The organism is Amycolatopsis sp. lyj-346 (genome assembly GCF_046548975.1).
Taxonomy (GTDB): Bacteria; Actinomycetota; Actinomycetes; order Mycobacteriales; family Pseudonocardiaceae; genus Amycolatopsis.
In genome coordinates, this window is record NZ_JAJPWT010000021.1 from 118088 (window position 1) to 144248 (window position 26161).

Below are 26161 nucleotides of genomic sequence, written 5' to 3' on the forward strand. Positions count from 1 at the left end.
GCGGCCGGGGCAGAACCCCGGCAAGTTAGGCATGCGGCCCCAGCCCAGCGACGAATTCTATATCAGGCGGCCCGAGGACACCCCAACCGTCGAAGCTCCTGACCTCCTCTCCGACCATGTCTTTGGTGGCCGAAGTCCACTCCTCAGCAGTCGTGGCAAACAACAGCCGGTCGGCACGCAACCAAGCCGCTGCGCGGCACTTCTTCGTGACCTCCCGTCTCCCCGCCTTTCCGACCAATTCGCCCGGTGTCTTGCATTCCGCGACTGTCACGAAGTCGTCTGCGTACGCCACAAGATCGACTTCTACTTGACGTTGGTTGTTCTTGAGGAACACAACCTCGACGGCGTCATCGATCGGCCCGTCCTGGACTTCCGACCGAAGCCGAGCTGACAGAAGTGCTGGGACCTCACCGTGCTCGGACAGAACCTGCCTGGCCACCGGATGCAGATCGTAGAACCACTTCGGCTCGTCAACGGGGTACTTCCAGGCGCGCTGGTCCAAGTCGTTCACAGCGTCACAACGGACACAGGACCAGCGTTGACCGAGCCTGTCGATCGTCTGGAACTGCTTCTGTTCGCAAGTCGAACACTGAATGACCATGCCTCGGCGAATCACCCCAGCTCGCAACGCGGCATCGAGTCGATCGCGCACATCGGACTCGCCGAGTCCTACGGCCCTCCCCCGGATGCCACCAAAATCAAGAACCCCCTCCCGCGATGACAGCGAAACACCACCGCCATCCGGATATGCCTCTTTACTTTTCGGACTGCTGGGGAACATCGCGCGGAGCGCGGGCAGCAGAGCGCCTCCGAACAAGTCGACATATCGGTCGCGGCCCCCGAGCATGCTGGCCAGCAACGCCGCGCGCAGGCCTGCCTCGCTCGGCCGCGCGGCAAGGTTGTGTTCAATCGCCTTCGTCTCGATCCACGCGGCGAGACTCATGTCCCGGAGTGCGACGCGAGCGAGAGTGTTCTCCGGCCGGGTCCCGGCCATCACCAAGTCGTTCCGACGCGACTGCAACGTGATCCCGAACCTACTACTACGCGCCCAAGTGGGCTGGAATCTCGGACGCTCGGCGAAGAGCTCCGCACTGTCCATTCCGCGCCGGCGTGGGGCACGGCCGTCATCCCACGTGACGTCCACCTGGTACTGCAGATCCGGGTGCGCGGCCAGATCCGCGTCTTTGAGCACCGGAGCAGGCAGCGGCGCAGCCATCCGCCGAGTTCCATCGTCTGTCACCGACACCGGTACAGTGAGCCGGTTCTCCCACTGGTCCTGGACCGCCAAACCGACCTTCTGTACCTGGCGCCACGGTAAATCCTCACGTGTCATCGCCGAAAGATCAGCGGCCTTGGGCACCTTGAACGAGTAAGCCGACATGAGTTGGTCACCCACCGCCGCAACATCCTCCATCGATCGCGACATCGACGTGATCGCCAGGCGATTTGAGTACTGCGCGAGGTTGCGAGCAATCCGACTCACCTGCTGAGCGATCCACCAGGTCGTTATTACCGCTTCCCCGAGCAGGTCCGACGGCAGCCAGAATCCATTGCCGAATGTCGTTCGCCATAGCCGCGCCAGTGCGAAATCCTCCACGCTGTCACCGACGACCAGCAGTCCAGTACGGTTGATGTCGAAACCAGTGGAAATCTCGACGAGGCCGGTCTTGGAACGGTCATGCGCCGTCGGGGTCTCCGACGCGTCAACGCCGACCGCCGCGCCCGGATGCCATACGAGCTCCTCGGACGCCAAATTTCGAGCGCCGAGCAGCCACGCACCCAGTTTGCCGCGATCCTCGTCAGCGAGGTCGGGTGTTACTGCGTCCCGGGCTGGCGACTCGGCGACACCCGCGACGCCCGCGATGGCAGCGCCCAACGTTCCTCCCCACTGCGCAGGGCACGCGATAAGGGAACCTTGCAACGTGTTTGCCATGCCAAGAACGTCGACGAAGTGCGCGTCCGGGCCCTCGCCCAGGTACTCGACGTTCTCGCGCCACTCACCTGCACGAAGTGACCGGTAAGTCGAACAAGCGGCAACAATTTGCCTCCTGGCCCGGTCATCAGCGTCGCTCGGCACGTCGTCGTCCACCACCATGCTGAGGAACTGCTCTCGCTCGACGTCGGCGGGTACCTCGATAAACCCCGGCTGGAAGTGTTCGTCGGCAATCGTCGGGTGATAGGTCACGACGAAGTCAGGATCGTAAGCCTCGCAACCGCGCAACAGCACCGGATCGACCTTGCCATCACGCTGCGGCACGACGGCGAAACCAGCTCCGCCCCACACCTTGTCGGCTCGGAACATGGCGCGCCGAACCCAGTAGCTCCACTGCTCACCACCATCGACCACGATGACCACCCGCGGCGGACGAAGGGTGGTACTCACCGAGGCGTACGAAAGGCTTTCGTTCGTCACCGCCGGATTGAACCACGGGGCGAGAGAGGTTACTCCATCCCATCACTGGACCGGCTCCGGCGGCTCCTGGCGCTCCACGCCCTCGGCGCCACGGCTGAGTGGGTCGCGTTTGAACAGGTCCCACCGTGCTACCCACCTGGAAGGCCGTCGCCGACGCCCTGCGCTGCAAAGGCTACTCCTGCACACCGGGCTCAGCTCCGCCCAACGAGGGCGTTGGGACGGCCTACCTGGTCATCAGCGGTTGTGAACGCGGACGACGTGACGGCGGAACCTCTCCGGGGGGCTGGCGTCATGGGCGCCTCCCGCCGGTGGCGCGTCTCATTGAACGGGGCGCCGTGCTCGGATCTGGCCGGCGAGAGACACCAGAGTCGGGGTCTCCCGCAGCATCTCCCGGACTGCCGACCGCAGCGGTTCCATCGACTTCCATCCCGCGGCTTGCGTGCATCCGGTGCTCGCCGGCTTCAACCGCGATAGCACCCCGGCCCATCCGGGCTGAAGCAGCGGATCGAGGGATCGGGAAGAACCCTTCAGCGGAATCTACCGCCTTCTCGACGTCATCGCACGAGCGCCGGACCGCGTTGAGGGCGAGATCTTCACCACGGGTGAACGGCGCGGAGCCGGCCATCTCGCGCAGATCTTCGAGGTCGGAGTACAGACGTTCGACGAGGTCGGCCAGGCGGACCGACGGACAGCGGTTGATCAATCAATGGAAAGGCAGTGCCAGCCAATTCCGAACATCCCGTAACGTCACCATCCCGCGAAGAGACTCTTCGGCTGACTCACATACAGACCGGAGGTGACCACGAGTACTCGACGCGGAGAACGTGAACCCGCTTCACGTCTTTTCACTATATCCACCTCTACTACGTGGAACAGTGGCAAGAGCGGCCTTGAAGATCCGCTCGGCGAAGGCGCGTCGCCCGCTGTCCATGGGCAGGGCCACGAGGACCGCCAGACCCGCGAATACCACGGCGGTCAGCGAGACGAGCCACTGCAGGCCGCTGATGACGGCTGCGATGCGCGGTGTGAGAACCATGTCGACCTCCTGAGAATCCGGCTGAACTGGGGCAATACTGCAGTTCACCGGTCTCAACGAAGATCGATTACTCGTTTTCACTCACGAGTATATTCCCCTGTGCCGAAGCATGGGCCGAGCCAGGTTTTCAACCGACCACGCAAGCTTGTTGCCAATTTCGTGGGGAACCGCGACCGAACCGGGCGGCCAGGCGCCCGAGCCGGGAAACTGTGCTACGCGCCCGGCATCGGCCGGCCGCCCGTCAGAAGGAGCCTCAGATGAACCCGAAAGCTCTGGTGCACCGCAGCGGGGACGATCCGGTGGAGGACGTCGCCGAGTGGACGCACCGACCGGCCCTTCGAGAACTGGTCGAACTCTTCGGCGGGACCTGGCCCACCGGGACGCTTGCCGAAGTCCTGGCCTCCCTCGTCGAGTTCTCGAACGTGTGGGACTTGCGCGGGGGCGGCAGCCGGCTGGACATCGCAGCCGGCACCTGGGACGACGACCGGATCAAGCGGGTCGAGTACCTTGCCGGGCAACTGGGGATGGCCGACCCTGCCGCGCCCACTGGCGGGGCATACGACGTTGCGCTTGTGCTCGGCGGCCTCGCCACCGGGTGCATCAGCCGGGCCGAGTACCTGGCGGCCCTGGTCCGCGAGAACAGGGCCGCGCCCGGCCGGATCGCCTTGCTCGGCTCGTTCCGCGAACTGCAGGAAAAGGAGCGTGAGCTCGCCGACACGGTCGACGCCGACGCGCGAACCGAAGTCGCGCTGCTGAAGACGCTCGCTGCCACGACCTTCCCGCACCCGGGTCCTTGGGAGACCGAGTCCGAGGGCGATCCTGCAGCATCACCTCGTCTCGCCTCCCTCATCGCCCACCGGCCGAGCAAGCCCGAGACCTGGGTGTTCGCGGCACGCAGCAGCGAACCGGAGAACCGTCCGGCTAACACGGCCGACACTTACCGGCAGGCTGCAGGCCGGTTCGGCTTCGCCCGTGGCGCCCGGCTGTTGCTGGTGACCACTCACATCTACGCGCGGTACCAGCATTGGGACGCAGTGCGGGTGCTCGGCCGTCCCTTCGACCTCGACATCGAGACCATTGGCACGCCACCAGGCGACCCGAGCCGCCGGATCTTCGACGCGCCTTGGTACACGCAGGAGGTGCGCAGCACCCTTCGGTCCGCGAAGGCGCTCGTGGACGACGTGGCGAAGGGGTGACTGCGCGTGGAAAGACCCGTGAACGTGTTTGCGGCCCAACTCCACGAGGGACTGGCCGTCTTTCGTGACGCCCTCGAGGGCAAGTCGGTGCGGGCCGGGCGGCTGGGCGAGCTCGGGCCGGTGTCCGGGTTGCTAGTGGACACCGCGACGGGCTGGCGGGTCGACGCATTGGCCCGGACCCACCGATTCTACGCCGCACTGCTCGAGGAGTTCCGGACGAAGGGCACCGCCAAGCCGCAGTTCGGCCTGAGTTCCGACTACATGCAGCGGGTGGTCGGTTTCACGAACGGGATCCGGTGTTCCCCGGTTTCAGTCGCCGAAGCGCGCAGGCTCGCCGGCGCCGCCGAGACCGGCCGGAACTACGAGATCGGCACGATGAAGAACTGGGCGTGGATGGTGGTCAAGGATCCCGCGGTCCAGTCACGCGCTGTGGAGCTTCTCGGTGATCCGGTCCGGTCCGCGGGTACGCCGGGTCTCGGTGCCTTGCCGACCTGGCCGGATGATCCGAGACTCTGGCCAGGCGCCCGCGAGTGGGAACGGCTCCGCGCGATTCTCCTCGAGCGTCTCCCGCACCTGATCGCGGCAGAGTGGCAGGCGAGCATGCCCGAACTGCTACCGGATCTAGTCCGGCAGATCGCCGGTGACCAGGCCTACCGGTACCTGGTAGTGGCGAAGAGCCCCGCGGCGCAGAAGGCCGGGCGCTGGCTCCGGCACCGCGCGCTGCGCGCCTGGCAACGGGACGTCGTCGTCCCCTCCGAGGAGGTCAGCGTCGAGCCAGCGAGGTCGACAAACACCTTTCCCGAAAAGGACCGCAGGCGCGCGGCTGCCGCGGTCCAGCTGTCGTTCGGCCAGGCAGTTCACGCCGCCCGACGCCTCCCTGCGCTGGTAGCCGCGCGGTCGGTGGACGATCTCGTGCTGGGTGCGTACCGCACATGGGTACCTCTCCCCGGCACGTCGATCCTGCTGTCCACGGACGTCCAGCTCTCGGTACAACTGGCGAAACTCGGTGCGGTCCTGCGCTCGACCCCGCGAGACCCCGGGCTGCTCCGCGCCGGCCCGCTTCCCGAACGGATGATGCGAGGTGAGGAGTACTCGGACCCGGAGGCACTGGTGCACGACCTCACCCAGACCGCCGCGAATCTCCGCGCCCGCCTTCGGCGCGAGGACGCACCGGTGGCCGCACGGCTATACTGCGCAGGCCGGCGACTGGTCACTACGCGGGAACCGAAGCTGATCCTCGAGGTCGATCTGGCCGATCACTCGGTGGACTGGGACTTGGTCGGCCTAACCGGCGGAGCTGAGGGCGCCGAACTCAGGCACGAATTCCGGCGCTCCGTCGAGACCGCGCCGCTTCCACCGTCCGGAAACCCGGGACTTCGGGTGCACCGGCTCCGGTCGGAGATGGTGCTAGCGACGAAGAACAACCGCTGGCAGGCGGGACTAATTCACGGCATGGACGCCTTCGTCCAGTCCCACGAACTGAGGAAGGCTGGAGTTCTGCGCGGCGAGTACTTCTTGGAAACCGTCCAGCAGATCGCTCTCGGCCTGGCAGGCCTGTGGACCAAGCAGGCCGAGCAATGCCTGCTGGTCGAAGACCTCGAGACGCTCACGGCGCCACCTGCCTACTTCATCAGGCATGCGCTGTGGTGGAGCACGCACGCGAGCAACCTGCTGGAGCTGCTTCGCGACGAGTTGCCAGAGGTGCGCGGGGTGGACGGCCGAATCGGCAACATCCGCTGGGTGTCCCAGACACCGACCCTAGTGTTGCGTGCTCAACTCTGTGGCCTGTCAGCGCTGCGGGCCGGCATCTGCCGGAGCCGGGACCTCGTCTCGGACGAGCTGCCCATGCCGCCCGCCGTGCTCGTCAGCCTAGATGAGGTCGACCGGTTGTACGTCAGCATGCTGTCCGACGAGTACGTGCACCCCGGTCTGGCGCTCCAGCTGGCGTTGTGGTGCTCGCTGCTGCACCCCGACGCCAGATTGCCCGTGGTGCCCGCTGGTCAAGTGTCTCAGAAGGTTGAAGAGCTCGACGTTCTACACTGCGCTCCCGATGCGCCCGACCAGTCCGTGCGGCTAGATCTCGCCGACACCACCCGGCAACTGCGTCGGCACAACTACGACGCCAACATCATCGGCAGGCTGAGCACGTCGTCAATGCTTTACCGATACTTCACCAGCGTGCACCCGCAGTTCGGCGCGTGGCTGGCTTCCTGGCGCGGTTCGCGCGGCGAGCCGCTCCCGGGCTGACGAGCCCCTCAGCCCTAAGGGATGTCTCGTAACCCGGTGCCGGGCCGGCGGGGCCGGTAGTCGATCATGTTGGTGTGGTGCAGGTGATCACAGCGTCGCGGCCGGAGTGGATTGCCCCGTTCACCGGGCTGCAGCCAGCCCAGTTCCGCAAGCTGGTGCGGCTGGTCGCGAAGCGCGGCGGAGACGAGATCACGGACGGCCGCCCGGGCCGCCCGTGGGCGTTGCCCCTGGCAGACCGGGTGCTCCTGGTCGCCGCGTACTGGCGGACGAACCTGACGATGCGCCAGATCGGGCCGTTGTTCGGGGTGTCGCACTCCGCCGCGCACCGGGTGATCGACTCGATCGGCCCGCTGCTGGCGCTGGCGCCGGTCCGCAAACGCCGGGCGGATGCGGTCGCGATCGTGGACGGCACGCTGGTGCCGACGCGGGATCATCGGCTGGCGACACCGTCGAAGAACTACCGCTATTCGGCCAACGTGCAGGTCGCGATCGATGCCGAGACCCGGCTGGTGATCGCCACCGGAGATCCGCGGCCGGGCAGCCGCAACGACTGCACCGTCTACCGCGACTCGGGCATGGCCGAGCAACTCGCCGGTCGGCCGGTGATGGCCGACGGCGGTTATCAAGGCAATCCCGGGGTGGTCATGCCCTACCGCAAACCTCGCGACGGCAGCGAACTCCCGGACTGGAAAGAGAATCTCAACGCCACCCACCGCAAGGTCCGCGCTCGCGTCGAACACGTCCTGGCCCGGATGAAGAACTTCAAGATCCTCCGCGACTACCGCCGCGCCGCCAGCACGCTCGCCGACACGGTGTCCGGAATCGCGCACCTGCACAACGTCCTCCTTGAAACCTGACGCAACACCAGTCCCACCAACCACGCTCTCAGTTACGAGACATCCCTTAGCAGCTGAGAAGGTCGAGCGCGGCACGGACCTGCCAGTCAGAGCGTTCAAGGGCGGCGCGTGCCGTCGGCGTGTCGGCGCCGGAAAGATCAGCAACGATCCGCGTCGCCCGTGCCCGGAGCTTGTCGTTCGTCCCGCGAAGATCGACCATGTAGTTCGAGCGAACCCGGCCGGCGAGCACCATCGCCGCCATGGTCATCCGGTTCAACGCCGCCTTCTGCGCCGAACCCGCCTTCAGGCGGGACGAACCGGTGAGGATCTCGGGACCGGTGTCGAGCAGAACCGGAAGACTGGTCTGCCGCAGCAGTGGACTGCCGGCGTTGTTGGCAACGCCGGCAGTCGTCGCACCTCGACGGCGAGCGTTAACGACCGCGGAGAGCGTGAAGGGCGTACTGCCACTGGCCGCAACGCCCACCACCACGTCACCAGCACCGACAGCCAAGGCGGCCAGCCCTTCGACTGCAGCCGTCACATCGTCTTCGTCCGCCGTGACAACCGGAGCGCCGACCAGCGTGCCGCTCGCAACCATTGCAACGAATCGACCCGCCGGTACACCAAACGTCGGCCCGAGCTCCGCGACCTCCTGCACAACGAGATGCCCGCTCGTCCCACCCCCGACAAGTACCACCCGGCCGCCCTCGAGGAAGCACCTCGCCAACGCCTCAGCCACCGCGGCGATCTCGGCTGCGGCCGACTGCACCGCACGGGCGATCAAGCCCTCCTCGGCGTCCATCAACGCAATCACACCGGTAGCGTCGAGCTCTCCCAGCCCGGCCGACCGGGGATTCTGTTGCTCGGTGGGAGGCAGGGACGTTTCCATCGATACATCGCTCCATTCGGTGAAGAACTTCCGCAACATGATATCCGTCGCCTCGCCCGAGGCTGCGACCACCAGAGGTTTGTCACCGCCTTTGTAACACCGAGCTCGCGATCGCGACTTTAGTGTGCGAAACCCCGGCCGACCGGCCGACAAGGTTCTCGATTCCAACGGCAGGAATGAACCGATATGGGGATATTCGGTAAGAAACCCGCGCCAGCGAGAAAGTCTCCCGCGACTCCGACGATCGACGACGGCGAACTCGAACACGCCCGGCGTTTGATGAGCGCGTTCACCGTAGCGGTCGGGACGGACGCAAGAATGCGGAAAGTCAGTGCCGACATCTTCGCCGCGGCCGGTGTCCGCCGAGCGGAAGACCTGCTCACCAACGGGGACCCGGAGGTGGGCTGGCGTTGGCTGACCGCCGTCGCTGAGACCGCCGCGCGCCGAGGCGACTTGCACCTCGCCGGACAGGTGTTCGCCTTCACCAGCTTCTGGAACCTGAACATCGCACACCTGCTCGGACCCGCCGATTGGCTGGAACTCTGCCTTTCCGCCACACCGAAGGACCTCGAAGCCCGCATCGCCGCCGCGGCGTTGCCATGTCTGCTCCAACTCCCGCCGGGCCACGTCGTGACCGGCAACGAGACCGGGCAACTGACGGCGGACGCGCTGGCATTCTTCGCCGCGAAGACACTCACCGACTACCAGGGCACTGAGCCCGCTGTCACCGCCGAGATCCTCGAAAAGGCACGGCAGACAGTTTCCCCCGAGCCGCCACCGGAGGCCAAGGCAGCCGCGCCCTGGCTCGAACCAGCCGTCCGACAGCTGAGCAAGATCAAGAACTTGCTGGACGAAGCCGGCCTGAAGTACGCCGATCTCGGAGAAGGCCTCAACTGCGTCGGAGTCGGCCTCACTTGGGACAAAGGGGGCTGGGCGGTGGTCTCGATGGCGGCCGGCGGGCTAGAGGACGCCGTCACGATCACGGTCGGGGTCCTCAAGGACGTGACCCAGGACAGGCCCACCGTCCTCGATGCGTGCAATGCCACGACCCGGGACAATCCAACGTACCCGATCTTCCTGCACGACGCCCAACAGGGTTGGGACGTGCTGGTGCAACAACAGTTCCACGTCGACCTCGTGCTAACGAACCCAGATTACTTTCGCGGCTGCCTAGCAAACCTTCCGCGCTACGCTGAACTCCGGCGCCCGGATTTGCGCAAGGCTGGCATCGAGGGCCTGGACTACACCTGGAACGACGAAAACCTGCGACGACTGTTGATCCGCTCCACAGCATGACCGTGACCATCTTTCACCCACGTTCCTTCGAAATCGGGAAGCCCACGGGGTTCTCACCCACAACTGAAGTGTGACGGCGCGGACGGACCGCACGACTACGGTCAGCAAAGGAAGGTGGCCCCGCTTTGGCAGGCTATGCAGGCAATCAGACCGTCCAGGCGCGAGGACGTCGAGTGGTCCTTGCGGTGCTGATGCCATTCATCGCTGCGATTGTTACGGTCTTCGGGACGACGCCAGCTGCAGCCGACACGAATCTGTGCTCGGGTCAAGCGTCTTGTGCTGGCGCTGGGTACGTCGACCACGGATACTACGCCCACAGCGGCACACAGTACTGGAACCAGTATTCGGGCGACAACTGCACAAACTACGTCGCCTACGTCGAGCAGACCGTGAACGGTGTGGCGAAGCCATCGTGGCTCGGCCTAGGAAACGCCGATTCCTGGTGGAACTACGCCACCGGTCACGTGACGAAAAGTTCGACACCTGTGGCAGGAGCCGTCGCGTGGTGGGGTGACGCCCCGTGGAACGGCAATGCCGGCCACGTCGCCTACGTTGAGCAAGTCCTCAACGGAGGCAACACCATCAAGGTCTCATGGGCGAACACCTTTCAATGGCGGCTGCTGAACGTCGGGGACGCGATGTGGCCACAGGGTTTCATCTACATCGCCAATCTCGGTTCGGGCGGCAGCACCTCGGTCGGCACCCGCCTGCTGGGAGACGTCAACGGCGATAACAAGGCCGACGCCGTGGTCATGTACCGCGACAGCGGGTCGGCATTCGTCGGCCTTTCCACTGGCACGAGCTTCGGGAACCCCGGTCAATGGAGCTTCGGTCACTCCGTCGGCGCAAGCAGGTACTTTCTGGCCGACGTCAACGGCGACGGTCTAGCCGACCTGGTGTCATTCTTCGCCGCTGCCGGGAACTGGTACGTCTCGCTGTCATCCGGCGGTGGTTTCTGGTCACCGGCACAGTGGGCCGCCGGCCAAGCAGTGGGCACCAGCAAGCAGTTCCTGGTCGATGTCAACGGCGACGACATGGCCGATCTCGTCACTTTCGACGCGAACACCGGCGACTGGTACGTCTCGACCTCCTCGGGAAGTGGGTTTTGGCCGCCAGCGCGGTGGATCCAGGGCCACGGCTACGGAAGCAGTCGCCAGCTTGTCGGAGACTTCAACAGCGACGGGAAGGCGGACGCCGCGGTCTACTTCGCCTCTTCCGGCAACTGGTACGTGGGCCTGTCGACTGGCAGCAGCTTCGGTTACCCCGGGCAGTGGTCGGCCGGCCATGGCATGAACAGCACCAACCAGATGGCCGCCGACATCAGTGGTGACCACCGGGCCGACATCGCCTACTACTACACCACAGGTACCTGGGAAGCCGGCACCTCGTCAGGATCTGGCTTCTGGCAACCGACCTACTGGGCCTACGGCCAGGGCGGCGGCTCCACCGACCAGCTCCTGGCAGACGTCAACGGCGACGGCATGGCCGACGAGGTGACCTTCTTCGCCTCCGGCGGCGACTGGTACGTCGACACCTCATCCGGCTCCGGGTTCTGGGGTCCGCCGCAGCTCTGGGTCCACGGGCTCGGCGCCGGTTCCTGAGAAGAACACGAGGCATGTCCATGCGACGGGACATCAGCACGGTGCCGTCACGCGCCTGCGTGTACCTCAAGCGAGGTACCAGCCGGATGCAGTGGGCAACCGACACTCCGTCGTCCGCCACCTGTCAACCACCTGTTCATGCCGCCGACTGCGCTGCCGCGACGCTCGAACGTGCCGATGACCGGACGCCGCTACAGCCGGCAGCGCAACGGGCTGTCAGTCCGTTCTCGGGTCCCGGACTTCGGAGCGAACAATCCACGAAGACGCGACCCGGCTTCCTCCGGGTCAGTTCGCGCCGCCACGCAGGATCGCAGGGTGCAGCACCTCGGCGGTTCCCCGCCGGAAGAGAGCCGCCGGACGTCCGCCGTGCTTGGTGGTCTGCTCCCCGGTGGGTACCAGGAAGTCGGCCACGCTCTTGACCTTGCGATGGAAGTTCCGGGCGTCGAGGGTCTCCCCCCACACGATCTCGTAGACCCGTCTCAGGTCCGCGACGGTGAAATGGGTCGGGCAGAACGCGGTCGCCAGCGTCGTGTATTCCAGGCGCTGACGGGCTCGTTCGACGCCGTCCGCCAGGATCCGGGCATGGTCGAAGGCCAGCGCGTTGCGCCGCCGGCCGACCTTGGCGACCGGCATCCACTGGGCCGAGCGGGCATCTCCGCCCGCTGCCGGTTCCGGGAGGTCCGGCACGATCGCGAGGTACGCGACCGTCAGCACGCGCCTGCGTGGGTCCCGATCCGGGACACCGTAAGCACCCAGCTGTTCCAGGTGCAATCCGGCGGCGTCGAGCCCGGTCTCCTCGCGCAGTTCACGGACCGCGGCACTGTAGATGTCCTCGTTGTCGGACGACAGGAACCCGCCGGGTAGGGCGAGTCTGCCCAGGTAGGGCTCGATCCCCCGTTCCACGAGCAGGACCTGCAACGCTTCCGACCGCACGGTGAGCACGACGAGGTCCACCGCCACTGCAATCGTCGGGATCTGCCAACCTTCGTTCACCCAACCAGCCTACCGTTTGCGTCGGTTAGACAACAACTCACCTCGCCGCAGGAACATGTGTTCAACCTGCAGCGACAAGCAATCCGACACAATTGGGCAGGCATGTCATATTGACGAGAACCCTGCCGCGGCTCTACGGTCGGCCCGCCTATGAACGGAACGGAGTGGCGATGCTCGTGATCCTCACCGCACTCGACATCGAAGGTGCGGCCGTCCGAAAGCACTTGACGAACCTGCGCGCGCATCACCACGAGACCGGCACGGTCTTCGAAGTGGGGACTCTCACCTCCCGGCCAAGCTGTGAGGTCGCGCTGGCCGTGATCGGCATGGGAACGGTCAACGCGGCGGCAATCACCGAACGCGCGATCGCGGAATTCCGCCCATCGGCCGTCATGTTCGTCGGTATCGCCGGCGGGCTTCGGGAATGGATCGCCCTCGGTGACGTCGTAGTGGCCACCCGGGTCTACGCCTACCAGGGCGGCCGGGTCGACGGGGACGAGTTCCTCGCGCGGCCACAAGCGTGGGACACCTCCCACCGGCTCGTCCAGCTCGCCAAGCACGTCAACCGCGCGCACGCCTGGCCCGGCGCAGCCGAGACGCCTGCCGCGGTGCACTTCGAGCCCATCGCCGCGGGTGAAGTCGTGCTCAACTCGACCACCGGACCCGAACGCGACCGCTTGCGGTCCCACTACAACGACGCGGTCGCCGTCGAGATGGAAAGTTCAGGTGTGGCCCTCGCCGGTCATCTGCACGAGTCCACCCCCACCATCGCCATTCGGGGTATCAGCGACTTGGCCGATGGCAACAAGCATCGCGTCGATTCGAACGGCTGGCAGGACACCGCGGTGCACAACGCCGCCGCCTTCGCCGCCGGCTTGGCCCAGGCCATCGATCAAACCTCGGGCCAGGCCGTGGACCGCGAAAGAGATTACACACCTACGACGACCCAGCCCGCCCCCGGCGTGCGCACCATGTCGGTCTCGGGCGGAAATGCCGTCGGCGACATCACGTCGACCGGAGCGGTCACGGTCGATCAGAAGGTCACGACCTACGCGCGGCGCCATCCGTTCCTGGTCGGGCTCATGGCGCTCGGCTTGGCCGCAGTGCTGGCCCTGGCCGGTTGGGGCGCCTACCTGGTCGTCGGCCAGGGCACCACGTCGACGAACACCGGCTCGAGCCCGGTGCCTCCGAGCCTGGACCGGAGCACACCGGAAGGCACCGCGCAGAGCTTCGCGGACGCTCTCACCGCCGGCGACCGGCAGCGGGCCGAGAGCATCGTGTGCGCCGAACGACGCGACTGGTTCGCGCAACGATTCAGCATCGTAGAGAACTACCGCTCGGGCAACGCCGAAGAGGACGGTGTGAGCTTGGCCGGCGTGACCCTGTCGGTGTCGGTCCTCAAGGTCGCCCCAGCCGAAAGCCCGAGCGCGAACGGCGCCTCCTACACCGCACGACTGGCGTGGATCCACACCAACATTCCCGAAACCATCGACCCTGAGGTCAAACTTCAGTTGAGCAAGCCGGATGACTGGGGTACTGGATTGCGCCAGGAACCGACCGGCTCCTGGTCGGTGTGCTGACCATGGGCATGGAAGCGGTTGTCGCCTTCATCGTGGACTGGGCGGCAAGACGGGTTGCCAGCCAGCTGGCTGATCGGGCCATGGATACAGCGGTAGACCGCATTTGGACCTTGATCGGCGGCAAGCTGGGCACGCACCCGGGCATCGTCCGCTTCCGGGACGCCGCAGTGCAAACTGGTCACGTGCCTCCGGACGTCGGCGCTGGAGCCGTGGAAGCACTCAAGCAGGCCGAGCACCGGGATCAGGCGTTCGCGCGCGCACTGGAGGCCGCCGTTCAGGCGGCCATGGCAGTGCGTGCCCGCGTGGAGCGTCATCCGTCGACCATCGACGTCAAAGGCGGGAACGCCGTAGGTGACATCTACGCCGCCGGACCCGTCAACATCAAGCAGCGAGTGGTCAACTACGCCGAACGGCACCCCACGCGGTTCCTCGCCATCGCCCTGGTCGTCGTGCTCGTCCTGAGCTCAGCAACGTACGGAGGTGTCCGGCAGCTGAGCGGTACGGCAAGCCAGAGCACAGATCGGACGATCGCCGGACATCCCCATGCACCGGAGGGAGTGGCGCCTGGGAACCCACGGGTCGAGTCGACGTTCTCGGTTCAGGGCTCGCCGTCGGCGATCGCGTTCAGTCCAGCCGGTGACACCCTTGCGGTGGGGGTGTACACGTCCGGGACAGCGAACGCCCAAGCGGTGACGGTCCGCAGCCAGCAGTCCGGCGAGGTTGTCGGGACGATGAACGCCGCCGGCGGCGGAACCTGGGTGTCGTTCAGCCCGGACGGCACGATGCTGGCCGTCAGCGGGAGCCAAGGGCAGGCGGGCCTCTGGACCAGCACGGGAAAGCAGACTTCCCCCGCGGCCCAACTGCTCGACGACTCCACCGCGGCGGGCAGTGTACCCAGCGCCTTCGTCCCCAAGGTCGCCGAGGTTGCCACGCTGATCAAGGGGACGAACTCGTCCGCGATGCAGTTCTGGGACTCGCCCTCCGGTGCCCCGAAGGCGAAACTCGACCTGGGCCCGGAAATCTGGGACGGCATGGCGTTCGACCCCAGCAGCACGTCCTTCGCGACCTACCTCGGCAGCACGGTCAAGGTATGGGATCGGGCAAGCGGCCGAAGCACCGTGAGCACCATGGCGGAGGGCGGCGTCCAAGCTGCGGCATTTAGCCCCACCGGGCAGTTCCTGGCCACCGCCAACGGTTCGAACGTGAGTCTGTGGGACCCTCGCACGGGTCAGGTGGTGTTCACCCTCAGAGGCCATACCGACGGTGTCACCGCTGTTGCGTTCCGCCCCGACGGCAACGTCCTCGTCACCGGCAGCAAGGACGGGACCGCCCGGGTGTGGGATCTGATCACCAGAAAAGAAATAGCCCAGCTCCCGGGGCATGACACCGACGACGACGGGGTCACCGCACTCGCCTTCGACCCCACCGGAGGGGTCCTGGCGACCGGAGACGGCGACGGTGTGATCCGGCTCTGGGGAGGCCTCGGCTGATGTGCCGGCTTTGCTCCACTTGCAGTCGGGGGGCAGTAGATCAACGCCCGGCTGTCCTTCGTTCCGCGAGACGCGTTCTCTTGAACGCCCTCACACGCATGCTGGTCGCATGCTGCGTCCGGTCACACCGAGACGCGTTCTGTTGCCGACAGAGATCGTCACAAATCCGGGATTGCAGGACTGCTGCCGAGTGCTGTACGCGTAATGCCGGCCCGGTTTTCCAGCAGACGCTTCGCGTTTTGGTAGCCGGTGCGATAGGAGCTTGCCCGAAAGGATTCCTCATCGAGGAACGCGACAAGACAGGGGAACCGGGCGGGGTCGGTCAGCATCGCCCACGCGGGTGTCGGAGACATCAGATACTCGCCGAGGGCCGTGGTGAGAGATTCGTTGGCAGCGTCCCGCACCGCGTCCTCCATGCGGCGCTCGTCGACCATCTGCTGACGCGCGACAGGGAGGTAACCTGCCTCGTATTCTTGCCCGACGGCATCCAGGTAGCGGCGCATGGCCTTGACTGCCGCGAGGAGCTCGGCGGACATCAGAATCGCCCCATCTGCGTGAAGAGTACGCAGCTGCGCACGCACCCTAGTCAACTCCGCGATCTGGTCGCGGTATGCGCGGGCCGTCTTGTGAGCGCGTAGCATCAGCCGTATCACGACTACCGAATGATTCGCAGCGATGATCGTGCTTAACCGCACTTCCCACGCAGACTGCCGCGCACGCCGCTCATCACGAAGCTTGATCGCTACCGACAAGGCACCGGTGACCGCGAGCGCCGTTCCCAAAGTGAGCAGCCACTTGCCGACCTCAGCGGGTACGTCCACGTTCGACGCGCTCAGCAGGACGGCGCCAGCCACAAAAGTGGCTATCGACAGAACGACCAATGCTGCAACGAATGTCTTCATTCCGCTCATATTTTCCTGACCTGGTCCCAGTAGTCGGTGGCGCGGTCGTCACGGCCAGCCGCCGCTCAAGGATGCCGGCACCGTCGCGAACGACACGAGCACGGACGTCCAGCCTGACATGATCACCTCTTACCCGGATGCGTGTCCTGCCTTCCCCGGCAGGGGTTGCCGCAATAGCCCCTTATCGAGGTCGCCGCGTCCGAATCGGTCGTTACACGCCACGTCCGAGGTCAGAGCACTCATTGCCATGTCACTGGCGAGTTCACTCTGCACCGACATCGCCGACCCCGACGGCGGCCCACGACGGGAACCACCAAAGTGTGTGCCGGACAGCACCGTCGCGCCGCTTCGGCGGCGGTCCGGGTCTTGCCCGTGGCGGCACGCCCATGGAGCAGGACGACGCCACGGCCCTCGAACGCCTCATCAAGCGATGTGTCGACATCGCGGCCGACATAGGCCGGCATGTCAAGTCCTGGCCACTGCGCGTCGCGCTCGATCGCGAGCTTCACGCGCAGATCCAGCAGCCCGACCTCTTTCACGATCGGCAACTGTCCGTGCTTCACGTGCAGAACGCGCTCCGTGAGGCCCGCGGGAACTATCTCACCGCGGGCTCGCGCCCCCACCTGTTCGGCGGTGTCGTTCGGCCGGGCAGGTTCTTTGCGCTCCTTTCGTCGACGCCAAGGCACCGCCAGCAGGAGAGCCAGAATTGCGGCCGGCCAGCTGAGTCCCTCGAGTACGTTGCGCACCGGGCTGCTGTCGGCCACCAGCCAGTTCGCAGCGCCGAAGCGGATCGCCAGCCAGACGCCAGCCGCCAGGCACGCGCCGACCGCAATGCGCCTCAGCCACCGCGCCACCACAGCCCCGCACCCACTCCCGTCAAGCTCGCGAGCCCACGCTCCCGTCGGCGGCGTGGACCGAGCCAGGTGGACGCGCGCCCTCGCGAAGCCGACCGCAGCACGATACCCAGCCCACCGGCCTCATCGCCCCGACCCGCCCAGCGGACGAACACTCGAAGCCGAACGACCAGCAGGTACAGGAAGACTCGCTCCTCGATCGCAACACCGACGGCGAGGATTTCTCCTCACACGGACAGCCGCGTGCCTGAATGTCACCGACGTAGCTACCAAGAGCTGCATCGAGAAGATCAAGAAATGCTGCGGCAGCTTCAGTTTGCGTGAAAGACACCATCGCCGAGGATTTCTGGTGCGGTTCCATTATTCAGAGCAGCGGTATTCGAGCGTAGCTGGGCTGAGAAACGCCGCGACCGACGACCTGCCGATCTGGTTTGTAAAGCTGGGAGGGGTGATCGCGCTGGCGGCGCGGCCCTGGAAGCCATTACGTGGTAGCACAACACCACTGTGATGCACCTGGCGGAGGAGGCGCGCGAGTCGTCGTTCTCGGGCTTGGGTCGATACACTGCGGCCCACGAGAGCCGCACCACGGGTACGGCATCCCAGATCCGGTGAAGATCGACGGCCGCACCCTGTTCACCACCGCCGCAGTTGGCGCCTACGCCGTTGACACGCGACGGACAGACCGGATGGTCATCAGCGTTCCCGTGTCGTGTGTGGTTACCTGGTCAAGTGGATCGCCTACGAGACGGCGTCGACGTGGCCGAGCTCAAACTGCATCCACACAGACGTGGTGCACGACTAGTCCGGCAAAGGACACACTGAACAGATGCTTGTAACTTAGCAACACAGTGTATGTAAACATCGGGCTGAGAGAGCAAATCACCGACCGCTGGCAAGTCTAAAAATTCTCACCAACGTAACGCACAACCGACCGGACGCGACTGACAGCGCCCTCAGCGCCGCGGGGGTCACCAGGAAGAGCAGGATTGCCTGTTACAAGAACCTTGCTTCCTGCACAACACAGCACGACCCGTTCACCAACTCGACTAGACCCAGCTATTTCAGGACGATTCATTGACGGCTTCGGCGATTTGCTCCGCGATATCTTCGATGCTGTAGTTAGCCGTGCTCATTGCCACTTTGTCGGCAAGCGACGGGCTGTAGTGGCGGACTTTTTCAGCGGTGAGATCGTGCCAGATCGGCAGAAGTGACTGTTCGCCGGCGACACTGCGAGTCACTAGGCCGTCAAGCTCGTGATTCGTCCAGCCTTTGGCAAAGAACGCCTCCGAGAGAACTACTACTCCGAATCGACTCGACCGGATTCCTTCGTCGATCTTGCGCCGCAGGCTGTGGCCGATGCGCAACTGCGCCTCATCCAGCCATACTGTAACGCCTAAGCGCGCGAGTGCCTCACGAAGCGGCCGGGCGACGGACGCCTTATCCTCGGTGGCATGACTAATGAACACGTCCCAAGTTTGCCCGCCCAGTACGCCGCCTTGCGGTTCGACTGGATCGTCTCTCACGGCAATCTGTGAGGCTGGAGCACTTCGCGCCGACCGCGCCTCAGGCAAGAATCCGCGAGGAGGTGGCTCCACAGCGATGTTGGCAGAAATACGGCCGGAATAGCCTCCGAGGTCGATGGCCACCACCCAATGCCCGTTGGAAGGCACCGAGATCCGGAACGGCGACCGGGTAACCCTGCCCCCATGGAACCGGTATCGCCTGCCGGACTTGTAATTGCCGTATTCGCTGCGGGTCATCAGCTGAACGTTGGCCTGGTTTTTCAACGTCACCACGACAGTGGATTCGCGCTTAACATTGCCTAAGTCATATACCAGGTGTTCCATCGTCTTGCCTGCCTTAGCTCCCAGACCCGCGCTCGTCAGCCCGGCTCCCAGCCGCTCGCTGAGCATCCCGTCGTATATCAGTGTGGTTGATGTCCTGGCGCAGCAACTCGCGGCGACTGAGGGAGTCGGCATCTTCGCGCCGCCCCAGCCATTCATCGAAGATCGCGGCCTCAGCTTCGATAGCAGACTTGGTCCGTTGCTCGGTTTCGGTCAACACTTCCTCCAGCCAGCCCTGCTGAAGTTCAGCCTCCACCAAGACAGCGGCCGATTCGCGCCGGAGCAGCTCCAGCGGCATCTCAACACGCGTGTAGTGCTTCACCAGCCGTTGCTGGAGAACCAGAATTCCCCGATTTGACAAACTCGCGATCCGGCTTTCGACGGTAAGCAGCTGCCCTGGGGCAGCCGTCACGTCGACAAATTTTGTCGCGTAGTGCTGACCGTCCACGAGTTCGGCTAGCGGCATGATCCGCAAGGAGCGGTCCCAAGCGGTCCCAGTAACTTTCTGATACTTCTCTACAGGAGCCACAGTGATTCGAGGCACCAAATCCGGGCCGGCCCTCATCGCGCACGGATGGGCGACAATCTGGACCTTCATCGGCTCGTCACCGAAGCCGGGCAGCACGACGCCGTCGAACACGTCTCCTTGCAGCAGCGGACGTGTCCAGCTCACTTCTTCGCGCTCGTCATACAGCGCCGTCGATTCGATCGAGTCCATAAGTTCGCCGATATCAGCCGTTCCGATGCCGGATTGAGCGTTCACCGTCAGTGTCTACAAAAACCTCAAAATCGCTGCGGCTTTCGCGCCAATTGGGCCTGACCTGGTCGAGCACTTGCGCAATGGTCTGACGCTGTTCTGCCAGATCGATCAGCGCAACCACATGCCCTTCGAGATAGAGGTCCAGAGGCCGAATGAAGTAGCCAGCCTCCAGTGGAAGGTCCATCTCCATCCACCTAGCCGGTTCCTCAACGAGCCCGTTCTCCGCGAGAACATCGAGCAATCCCGCGATCTGGGCAAGCTTTCGGCGGCTCTCGGGGCTGGCTTCACCCCCTTTTCGCCATTTCCGGATCGCCGAAACACTGACTCCGACCACTTCAGCGATGTCTGACCAGCCCATGCCGCGGTCGCGAGTAAGCTCCGCCAGCAGGCTTGCTACTGACTTCTTGCTCTTCTCCAGAGTGCGATCATCTAGCTCGAGTTCACGCGCCCCATCATGAAGTTCCTTCGCCTCGCTGGCATGCATGTCCGTCCGGCTACGCAGATAGCCGACATCCAACGAAAAGGCGCGGGTGCCGCCCGTCGGCGGAGCATAGTCGGAGACCGCCCCAGTCGCAGTCCCAGTCGGCCGGCCACCACTAGCAACAGTCATGACTGAGCTCCTCGGAAGAGTTGGCGCGCTTCGTCTGTGATTGACCGCTGAAACGCGGTGCCACACGGCACGTGAACCGCCGAAAGAGTTTCACGGACTATGCCTGGATTCAACGGCACAAGCTGGCCCTGAGTGAAGTCTTGAAACCCATCGAAGTCCAGGACAAAAAATGGACCCGATTCTTGCACTTCTCGTTTAAGATGTTGGGGGACTACAATCGGCCCTTGATTCAGAGCAGCGGAGCGGAAGTTCAGCCCACGTCCTTCACCTAGGTCGAAAGTGCTTACACTTTGAGCCATCGTCGCCGTCTGACCTTCAGGGCCGACTGCCAGATGATCAACAAGGTGGTGGTCGATCCACCTGCTCCACTGCCGGACGTCGGTGATCTTGTTTGGAACCCGCACTTCATCAATGTAGCGGAGACCAACTCTTTGGAGCGCCGGCTTCACTTTCGACGCGGCGAGCGCTTCGCACGCAGCTACGACTGACTCAAGAAGTTTATCAAAGCTGACGTAAGAAGTTGTCTCATAGGTGACCGATTCGGACATGATCGTCAGCGTTTCGGTGCTTTTTGTGTTCTTAAGAACCACCCCAGCTCGCTGCTGGATCTGCGGCGAAGCACCAGAAGTGAGGTTGAAGTCAGTCTGATGCAGAGGTTCGGCGAACGGGAACCGTCCCTCCAGGGCGATCGTCACTTCATCCTTCGTCTGCTGCTGCCTCAAGCGCGCGGCGTCCGTAAAGCGGATCTCGGCCGCAACCAGGGCCAGAGGAGACTGAGCGAAGATCTCACGGTTGGCATACACGTCCGGTAACCTACCCTCCCATCACGACTACGGTACCAGAACCCGTACTGAAAGTGTAACTGGAACCCGTACCGGGGCGCATACCGCCGAACGAGCCTTCCCGTACTCTCGGATCGCAGCAGCACGAGAGACCGCGACTACCCCGACAGCGGCAACGGGGAAGTTGCGTCGCCCCTGTTTGCCCCGCTTTGGTCGTCGGGCCTGTGGCTTCGCACCTGGGCCACGGCGCCCCGGTTATCCCTTCTGACCGAAGCGGTCCCCGTAGCCGGTCAGCAGCAGCCGCCAGCTGGTGTCGGTGACGTCGTCGACCCACTTGCGCCCCATCGCGGTGGGATCGACCTCCTTGGATAAGCGCAGGGACGTGCACACCATCTGCCCGAGGACCGCGACCACGCTGTCGGCCAACCCGGTGACGAACGCGAGCGTGACCCTCGGCAACTGCCTCTGGCCGAGCTCCTCGTTGACGCCGGTAGCGGTGCCCTGGTGGTAGTCCACGGCGCCCGCGTAGTGCATGCACATGTTGTCCGCGGCCCCTTGCTCTTTGCTTGTCAGCTTGTTGCGTTGAACCGGGCCGGGGTAGCGCATGCTCACTTGTCGCCGCAAGGGAAGTTGTCGTAGCGATTGTCTCCCGCCTCATTCTCTGTCCAGGCGACCAGCGAGAGCAACTTGATCAGGCGGTAGTTGTCGTCCATGGTCACGCGTCCTCGTCGTCGTCGATGTCGGTGCCGGCAGGCAGCGGCGGGAGCTGACCGTCCCGGGCAGCTTCGAGCTGCTCGCGGGTGAACACCGACCCGTTGGGCCACTTGACCTGGGTGAACTTCTCCAGCCCGTCGGCGGCGCCGTTGATGCCGTCGGCCGCGGGGGCGCTGATGTCACGCAGGAGCCGGTCCAGCAGCAGCGCCAGCGAGCCGGGCCCGGAGCCGCCGTAGCCCCAGTTGATCCCGAAGTAGTTGTGACGGGGCGCGAGGTGCAGAGTGCCGTCGGCGACCCGGACCCAGATCGGGTCCTCAAGCACGACCTCCGCCAGCGGGCTCTGGGTGAACAGCCGCTGCGGCACGGCGGTCTGCACCGTGCCGTTGTTCATTCGGGCCGCGGGCGCGTCGGTCTCCGGGTCGATGAGGTACTCGACCGGCCGGTCGTCGCGGCTCAGTGCGATCTCGAACGCCGCGGTCCGTCCGTGCGGTGCCGGCACCAGCCGGTCCATCCACTCCCTGGCTAGAGCGGACTTGGTGGGGTCGAGGTCCTCGCGCTTGCAGAACGGCAGGCCCTCGCCGCCGTTCCAGGCCAGCAGCGATCGCACGACCTCGATGGCCAGGACGTCGCCGCGGGCGAGCACTTCAAGCCAGCCGGCGCGGCGGATCGACTCGGGGAGGTCGTCGGTGTCGGCTGCGGGCACCTCCAGCGGCAGCGCCGCCAGCCGCACCCGGTTGAAGCGGGGTTCCTCGCGGACCAGCTTCACGTCGATCTCCGGGCCGGTCATCGCCTTGTACTGCACGGTGCGGGCGAGGTTGAGCAGCGTGCGGGCCGCCGGCGTCTCCGGATCGAGCATCGCGGCCAGGCGCAGCAGCGGCGCGGTGTCCAGCGCCGGGTCCGGCGGCACGATCGGCTGCGGGTCGCCCGGCTCCCAGGCCTGCATCACCTCCGGAGCCCGCAGCCCCGCCGGCCAGTAGTCCGCCACCCCACCCATGACCTCGGCGTAGTCCCGCCACCCGGCGTCACGGATCTTCCGGCCATCAGGGCCGTAGACGTCCAGCTCCGGGCCGAACACCCCGAACCCAGGGCCGACCTGCAGCACCCATGGCACCGGAGGATCCAGCCGGGCCGCGGCACCGGCATCGGAACTCATGAAGTCCCCGGTCGGCCACACCACCCGCAGCAGCGCCGGGTCGTCGGGCAGATACCAGTCCTGCACAACCGCCTCGCGCACGGTCCGGACCACGCTCAACTCCGGCGACTCGTTCTGGGTGGCCCAGTGCTTGAGCGGCATCGACGCCGCACGTGCCGGGGCGTTGCGCGTCGCCCAACACCACAGCTCCCGTGCGTCCCACAGCCGAGCCCCCTCATCGGCCTCAACCGCGGTCGGCGCGAACCGACCTCGCTTGACCAGCCGCCGCACCTTCCGTGTCGAAACACCGAGCAGCTGCGCCGCACCGGCCAGGTCCACCGTGTCCGCAGCAGGGCGGGGTTTCATCGACGCTCACCCCCATCTCGCCGAACAGCTCGTTGCTGCAGGTCATTGACCGTGTGCGTGCAGGCGCACGCCTCGTAGAACCCCATAACCCTGAGCGTATCCACCACCACTGACAGTCAAAACCCTTTCGGACTGCGCCAGTCGAGCGACTTCTGAGGAACAGAGCCGCCCCCGCCTACTAACCCCAGCTGCTACGCCGAGATACGGCGCTCGGCCCGCACCAGCTTCACCAAAGTTCGCGACCGCTCTGCTCCTACGCCCAGCGCCTTCTGGAGACTCTCCGCAGAGACCGGACGCTGATACAACTCACGATGCCGCCGATCCTCACACCGCGCCCGCTCCAGCAACTCAGTGTCCACGTACACACCGTCTGACTGCTCGGTCGAAGTGCTGTCCGAGCCAGCGGTCTGCGTCTGGGCCACACCGACTGGACGCCCTGTAGCGGATACGGCGGCCAACGCCTGCAGCAGGACCGGCCCCACCTCCGACCAGCCGATCAGCAATAGCGGGCCCACCGCATCGAACAACGCCTTACCCACCTCACCAGCGATCAATGGCTCAGCGACGTTCAGCGCCAGAGTGACCATGCTCGAGGCCAACAGCAGCCGTCGAGCCGGCCGAATCACCTCCGCGGGAGCGCCTCGCATCGACAGGGACCGAATGGCGAGCAGCAGCCCGACCACCGAAAGATCCACCGCAGGCGCCACCAGCGGCGCGACCCAGACCGGCACTCCCAGCCGAAGCGCCAATGTCTTGTTGACTGAACTAATTACCGTGTTTGTGCAGGTCATAAAGGTTTCGCGGTTGTGTGCCGATAGGCATGTGTGATCGTTTCCGAGGACCAGTCGCGGGATGTCGGCTCGTTGGTGGTGCCCCAGGTGGGCGCCTTGATTGCGACCGACGCCCGCGAGGAGCCGTACCGGCTGCTCGACCCGTCAGGGACCGTGGTGGGGCCGGTTGCTGGGTATTTCCTGGATCTGCAGGCGGCCGGCCGGTCGGTGGCGACGCTGCGCTCGTATGGCATGGACCTGCTGCGCTGGTTCCGGTTCCTGTGGGCGGTCGAGGTGGCCTGGGACCGGGCAGGCCGGATCGAAGCGCGGGATTTCAGCCGGTGGCTGCAGCTGGCCGGTAAGCCAGCTCGGGCGCACTGGCGCCGCCGCGGGCAGAGCGCAACCGGCGTCGACGGCCGGACAGACGGTCCGCGGTCGCCGGGGACGGTGAATCCGGTGACCGGAAAACCGTTGCTTGGCAAGAAATACGCGGCTTCGACGATCGCGCACAGCGAGACGGTGCTGCGCGCGTTCTATGACTTCCACGGCGAGGTGTGCTCGGGGCCGGTCATCAACCCGTTCCCGCTGGCGCGGGCACGCCGGGCCGGACGCGCGAACGCGCACCACAACCCGATGGAGCCTTTCCGCAACGAGCGGACCGGGCTTTACCGGCCGCGGGTGCCACGGCGGATCCCGCGCAGCATCCCGGACGAGGTGTTCAACGAGTTGTTCGCCCGCCTGCCCTCACATCGTGACCGGGCGCTGGTGGCGTTCTTCGTCTCCACCGGCGCGCGGGCCGCGGAACTGCTGGGCGTCACGCAGGACGGCGTAGACCCAGGAACGCAGGTGATCAGCGTGGTACGCAAGGGAAGCCGGGCGGTGCAGCAACTGCCAGCCTCGCCGGATGCGTTCGTCTGGTTGCGGCTCTACCAGGTCGAGCTGGAAGGCCGTATTCCCCAAGGCCGGGGCCGGCCGTTGTGGTGGACGTTGCGGCGACCGCATCGGCCCTTGACCTATCACGCGCTGCACAGGATGTTCGAGCGGGTCAACGACACATTGGGCGCGAATTGGACGCTGCACGACCTGCGCCACACCGCCGCCTACCGGATGGCCGAGGACCCGGCGCTTCCGCTGACCGACGTGCAGCACGTGCTGGGCCATGCCCATCTGACCACGACCCAGATCTATCTCACGCCGCGGCAGGAGGACGTGATCCGCCGCGTGCTCGATCACCACGCCAACCAGGCCGCCCGGCGGGCGGCACGCACGCAGCCGCCGCCGGCACCGGGTTACCGCCCGGAAACGCTGGACGTGCTGTTCGGGCGGCACCCATGAGCACCACTGCCGCCGCATCCGCGTCGATCGATTCGGTTGCCGGCCAGGATGATCTGCTGGCCGCGGGGACGACGTCCCGGCCGCTGTCGGTCAACATCACCGCGCTGCGGCAGCGGTTCACCTCTCGCCCCGCACGGGATTCCTGGCCGGCCACAGTACAGTCCCGGGACCAGGTTCTGCAGCGGCTGTTGTCACCACCGTTTCAAGTGGACAGTCACACCAACGGTCATCAACGCCTGCAGGTCCGCAGCCTGACGCTGATCCTGGACTGGCTGGAGTCGCTGCCCGGTGCGACCTGGCAACAGCGCTGGCTGGCCAGTGGCTGCGACAGCCTCGGCGCGGCCTGGCAGTCCCGGATCGCCGACTGGCTCCGCGATCGCGGAGAACGGTTTCCTTTGGCGGGAAAGCACTCCGTGCTGCCGCCGGGGATGGCCCTGCTCGTTGGCGGGGACGTGCTGCGTCCGGCGATGGCGTGGTTCTTGTCCCAGCGGGTGGGCCGCAGCCTGATGCCCGTA

Annotated in this window: 21 protein-coding genes and 1 pseudogene; 9 read left to right on the plus strand and 13 right to left on the minus strand. The window is 65.5% G+C overall.

Annotated features, from left to right (window positions below; genetic code table 11):
• Nucleotides 1-25: 25 nt before the first annotated feature.
• Complete coding sequence (locus ACLJQE_RS40390) at nucleotides 26-2413, minus strand: hypothetical protein (protein WP_410644958.1); 2388 nt, start codon at nucleotides 2411-2413, stop codon at nucleotides 26-28.
• Nucleotides 2414-3248: 835 nt separating this feature from the next.
• A complete protein-coding gene (locus ACLJQE_RS40395; RefSeq protein ID WP_410644960.1) occupies nucleotides 3249-3449 on the minus strand; it encodes a hypothetical protein in 201 nt (66 codons plus the stop codon).
• A 299-nt stretch (nucleotides 3450-3748) separates the two neighbouring features.
• Here ACLJQE_RS40395 and ACLJQE_RS40400 point away from each other — a divergent pair, with 299 nt between their 5' ends.
• The 3 genes from ACLJQE_RS40400 (at nucleotide 3749) to ACLJQE_RS40410 (ending at nucleotide 7749) form a co-directional block, all read left to right on the plus strand.
• Nucleotides 3749-4645 carry a hypothetical protein gene (locus ACLJQE_RS40400; protein WP_410644962.1) on the plus strand — a complete coding sequence of 299 codons (897 nt, stop codon included), beginning with the start codon at nucleotides 3749-3751 and terminating at the stop codon, nucleotides 4643-4645.
• Between the two features lie 18 nt (nucleotides 4646-4663).
• Complete coding sequence (locus ACLJQE_RS40405) at nucleotides 4664-6892, plus strand: hypothetical protein (RefSeq protein WP_410644964.1); 2229 nt, start codon at nucleotides 4664-4666, stop codon at nucleotides 6890-6892.
• Nucleotides 6893-6969: 77 nt separating this feature from the next.
• Nucleotides 6970-7749, plus strand: coding sequence for a transposase family protein (locus tag ACLJQE_RS40410; protein ID WP_410644998.1), 780 nt, complete (start codon nucleotides 6970-6972; stop codon nucleotides 7747-7749).
• Nucleotides 7750-7795: 46 nt separating this feature from the next.
• Here ACLJQE_RS40410 and ACLJQE_RS40415 read toward each other — a convergent pair whose 3' ends face one another.
• A complete protein-coding gene (locus tag ACLJQE_RS40415) occupies nucleotides 7796-8689 on the minus strand; it encodes an N-acetylmuramic acid 6-phosphate etherase (RefSeq protein WP_410644965.1) in 894 nt (297 codons plus the stop codon).
• Nucleotides 8690-8935: 246 nt separating this feature from the next.
• Between ACLJQE_RS40415 and ACLJQE_RS40420 the strand changes: the two genes are divergently transcribed.
• The gene (locus ACLJQE_RS40420; RefSeq protein WP_410644967.1) at nucleotides 8936-9913 is read left to right on the plus strand and encodes a hypothetical protein; all 978 of its coding nucleotides are present in this window, start codon (nucleotides 8936-8938) and stop codon (nucleotides 9911-9913) included.
• A 173-nt stretch (nucleotides 9914-10086) separates the two neighbouring features.
• Nucleotides 10087-11514, plus strand: a complete 1428-nt coding sequence (locus tag ACLJQE_RS40425; RefSeq protein WP_410644969.1) for an FG-GAP-like repeat-containing protein — start codon at nucleotides 10087-10089, stop codon at nucleotides 11512-11514.
• 285 nt (nucleotides 11515-11799) lie between these two features.
• Here the strand turns inward: ACLJQE_RS40425 and ACLJQE_RS40430 are convergent, their stop codons facing one another.
• On the minus strand, nucleotides 11800-12468 hold the full coding sequence (locus ACLJQE_RS40430; protein ID WP_410644970.1) for an NUDIX hydrolase: 669 nt from the start codon (nucleotides 12466-12468) through the stop codon (nucleotides 11800-11802).
• A 209-nt stretch (nucleotides 12469-12677) separates the two neighbouring features.
• On the opposite strand from ACLJQE_RS40430, the gene ACLJQE_RS40435 reads away from it, so the two are divergent.
• Nucleotides 12678-14087: a hypothetical protein gene (locus ACLJQE_RS40435; protein WP_410644972.1), complete on the plus strand. Its 1410-nt coding sequence runs from the start codon at nucleotides 12678-12680 to the stop codon at nucleotides 14085-14087.
• A gap of 2 nt (nucleotides 14088-14089) precedes the next feature.
• A complete protein-coding gene (locus tag ACLJQE_RS40440) occupies nucleotides 14090-15577 on the plus strand; it encodes a WD40 repeat domain-containing protein (RefSeq protein WP_410644974.1) in 1488 nt (495 codons plus the stop codon).
• 158 nt (nucleotides 15578-15735) lie between these two features.
• Here ACLJQE_RS40440 and ACLJQE_RS40445 read toward each other — a convergent pair whose 3' ends face one another.
• From ACLJQE_RS40445 to ACLJQE_RS40485, 9 genes are all read right to left on the minus strand, one after another.
• On the minus strand, nucleotides 15736-16479 hold the full coding sequence (locus tag ACLJQE_RS40445; RefSeq protein WP_410644976.1) for a hypothetical protein: 744 nt from the start codon (nucleotides 16477-16479) through the stop codon (nucleotides 15736-15738).
• 239 nt (nucleotides 16480-16718) lie between these two features.
• Nucleotides 16719-17333 (minus strand): hypothetical protein, encoded by a 615-nt coding sequence (locus ACLJQE_RS40450; protein WP_410644977.1) that lies wholly within the window; start codon nucleotides 17331-17333, stop codon nucleotides 16719-16721.
• A 1061-nt stretch (nucleotides 17334-18394) separates the two neighbouring features.
• On the minus strand, nucleotides 18395-19246 hold the full coding sequence (locus tag ACLJQE_RS40455; protein WP_410644979.1) for a DUF1883 domain-containing protein: 852 nt from the start codon (nucleotides 19244-19246) through the stop codon (nucleotides 18395-18397).
• Nucleotides 19194-19940: a hypothetical protein gene (locus tag ACLJQE_RS40460; protein ID WP_410644980.1), complete on the minus strand. Its 747-nt coding sequence runs from the start codon at nucleotides 19938-19940 to the stop codon at nucleotides 19194-19196. The genes ACLJQE_RS40455 and ACLJQE_RS40460 overlap by 53 nt, the downstream gene beginning before the upstream one ends.
• Nucleotides 19909-20547 carry a hypothetical protein gene (locus ACLJQE_RS40465; RefSeq protein ID WP_410644982.1) on the minus strand — a complete coding sequence of 213 codons (639 nt, stop codon included), beginning with the start codon at nucleotides 20545-20547 and terminating at the stop codon, nucleotides 19909-19911. Before ACLJQE_RS40465 ends, ACLJQE_RS40460 begins: the two co-directional genes overlap by 32 nt.
• Entirely contained in the window at nucleotides 20544-21350 is an 807-nt protein-coding gene (locus ACLJQE_RS40470) for a TIGR04255 family protein (protein WP_410644984.1), read from the minus strand. The genes ACLJQE_RS40465 and ACLJQE_RS40470 overlap by 4 nt, the downstream gene beginning before the upstream one ends.
• Nucleotides 21351-21584: 234 nt before the next feature.
• Nucleotides 21585-21869: a hypothetical protein gene (locus ACLJQE_RS40475; protein ID WP_410644985.1), complete on the minus strand. Its 285-nt coding sequence runs from the start codon at nucleotides 21867-21869 to the stop codon at nucleotides 21585-21587.
• A 175-nt stretch (nucleotides 21870-22044) separates the two neighbouring features.
• Nucleotides 22045-23541 carry a helix-turn-helix domain-containing protein gene (locus tag ACLJQE_RS40480; RefSeq protein WP_410644986.1) on the minus strand — a complete coding sequence of 499 codons (1497 nt, stop codon included), beginning with the start codon at nucleotides 23539-23541 and terminating at the stop codon, nucleotides 22045-22047.
• A 191-nt stretch (nucleotides 23542-23732) separates the two neighbouring features.
• The gene (locus tag ACLJQE_RS40485; RefSeq protein WP_410644987.1) at nucleotides 23733-24332 is read right to left on the minus strand and encodes a hypothetical protein; all 600 of its coding nucleotides are present in this window, start codon (nucleotides 24330-24332) and stop codon (nucleotides 23733-23735) included.
• Nucleotides 24333-24365: 33 nt separating this feature from the next.
• On the opposite strand from ACLJQE_RS40485, the gene ACLJQE_RS40490 reads away from it, so the two are divergent.
• Together ACLJQE_RS40490 and ACLJQE_RS40495 are read left to right on the plus strand one after the other, a co-directional pair.
• A complete protein-coding gene (locus ACLJQE_RS40490; protein ID WP_410644988.1) occupies nucleotides 24366-25646 on the plus strand; it encodes a tyrosine-type recombinase/integrase in 1281 nt (426 codons plus the stop codon).
• Nucleotides 25643-26161: pseudogene (locus tag ACLJQE_RS40495) on the plus strand (hypothetical protein); the annotation flags it as partial. The gene ACLJQE_RS40490 and the pseudogene ACLJQE_RS40495, both read left to right, overlap by 4 nt.

Bases quoted from the DNA above. Each gene is read 5' to 3' on its own strand.
- ACLJQE_RS40445 (WP_410644976.1), bottom strand. From the start codon at position 16,479: ATGAAGACATTCGTTGCAGCATTGGTCGTTCTGTCGATAGCCACTTTT.
- ACLJQE_RS40465 (WP_410644982.1), bottom strand. From the start codon at position 20,547: ATGACTGTTGCTAGTGGTGGCCGGCCGACTGGGACTGCGACTGGGGCG.
- ACLJQE_RS40475 (WP_410644985.1), bottom strand. From the start codon at position 21,869: ATGTGCATGCACTACGCGGGCGCCGTGGACTACCACCAGGGCACCGCT.
- ACLJQE_RS40420 (WP_410644967.1), top strand. From the start codon at position 8,936: ATGCGGAAAGTCAGTGCCGACATCTTCGCCGCGGCCGGTGTCCGCCGA.
- ACLJQE_RS40440 (WP_410644974.1), top strand. From the start codon at position 14,090: ATGGGCATGGAAGCGGTTGTCGCCTTCATCGTGGACTGGGCGGCAAGA.
- ACLJQE_RS40480 (WP_410644986.1), bottom strand. From the start codon at position 23,541: ATGAAACCCCGCCCTGCTGCGGACACGGTGGACCTGGCCGGTGCGGCG.
- ACLJQE_RS40435 (WP_410644972.1), top strand. From the start codon at position 12,678: ATGCTCGTGATCCTCACCGCACTCGACATCGAAGGTGCGGCCGTCCGA.
- ACLJQE_RS40395 (WP_410644960.1), bottom strand. From the start codon at position 3,449: ATGGTTCTCACACCGCGCATCGCAGCCGTCATCAGCGGCCTGCAGTGG.
- ACLJQE_RS40485 (WP_410644987.1), bottom strand. From the start codon at position 24,332: ATGACCTGCACAAACACGGTAATTAGTTCAGTCAACAAGACATTGGCG.
- ACLJQE_RS40455 (WP_410644979.1), bottom strand. From the start codon at position 19,246: ATGCTCAGCGAGCGGCTGGGAGCCGGGCTGACGAGCGCGGGTCTGGGA.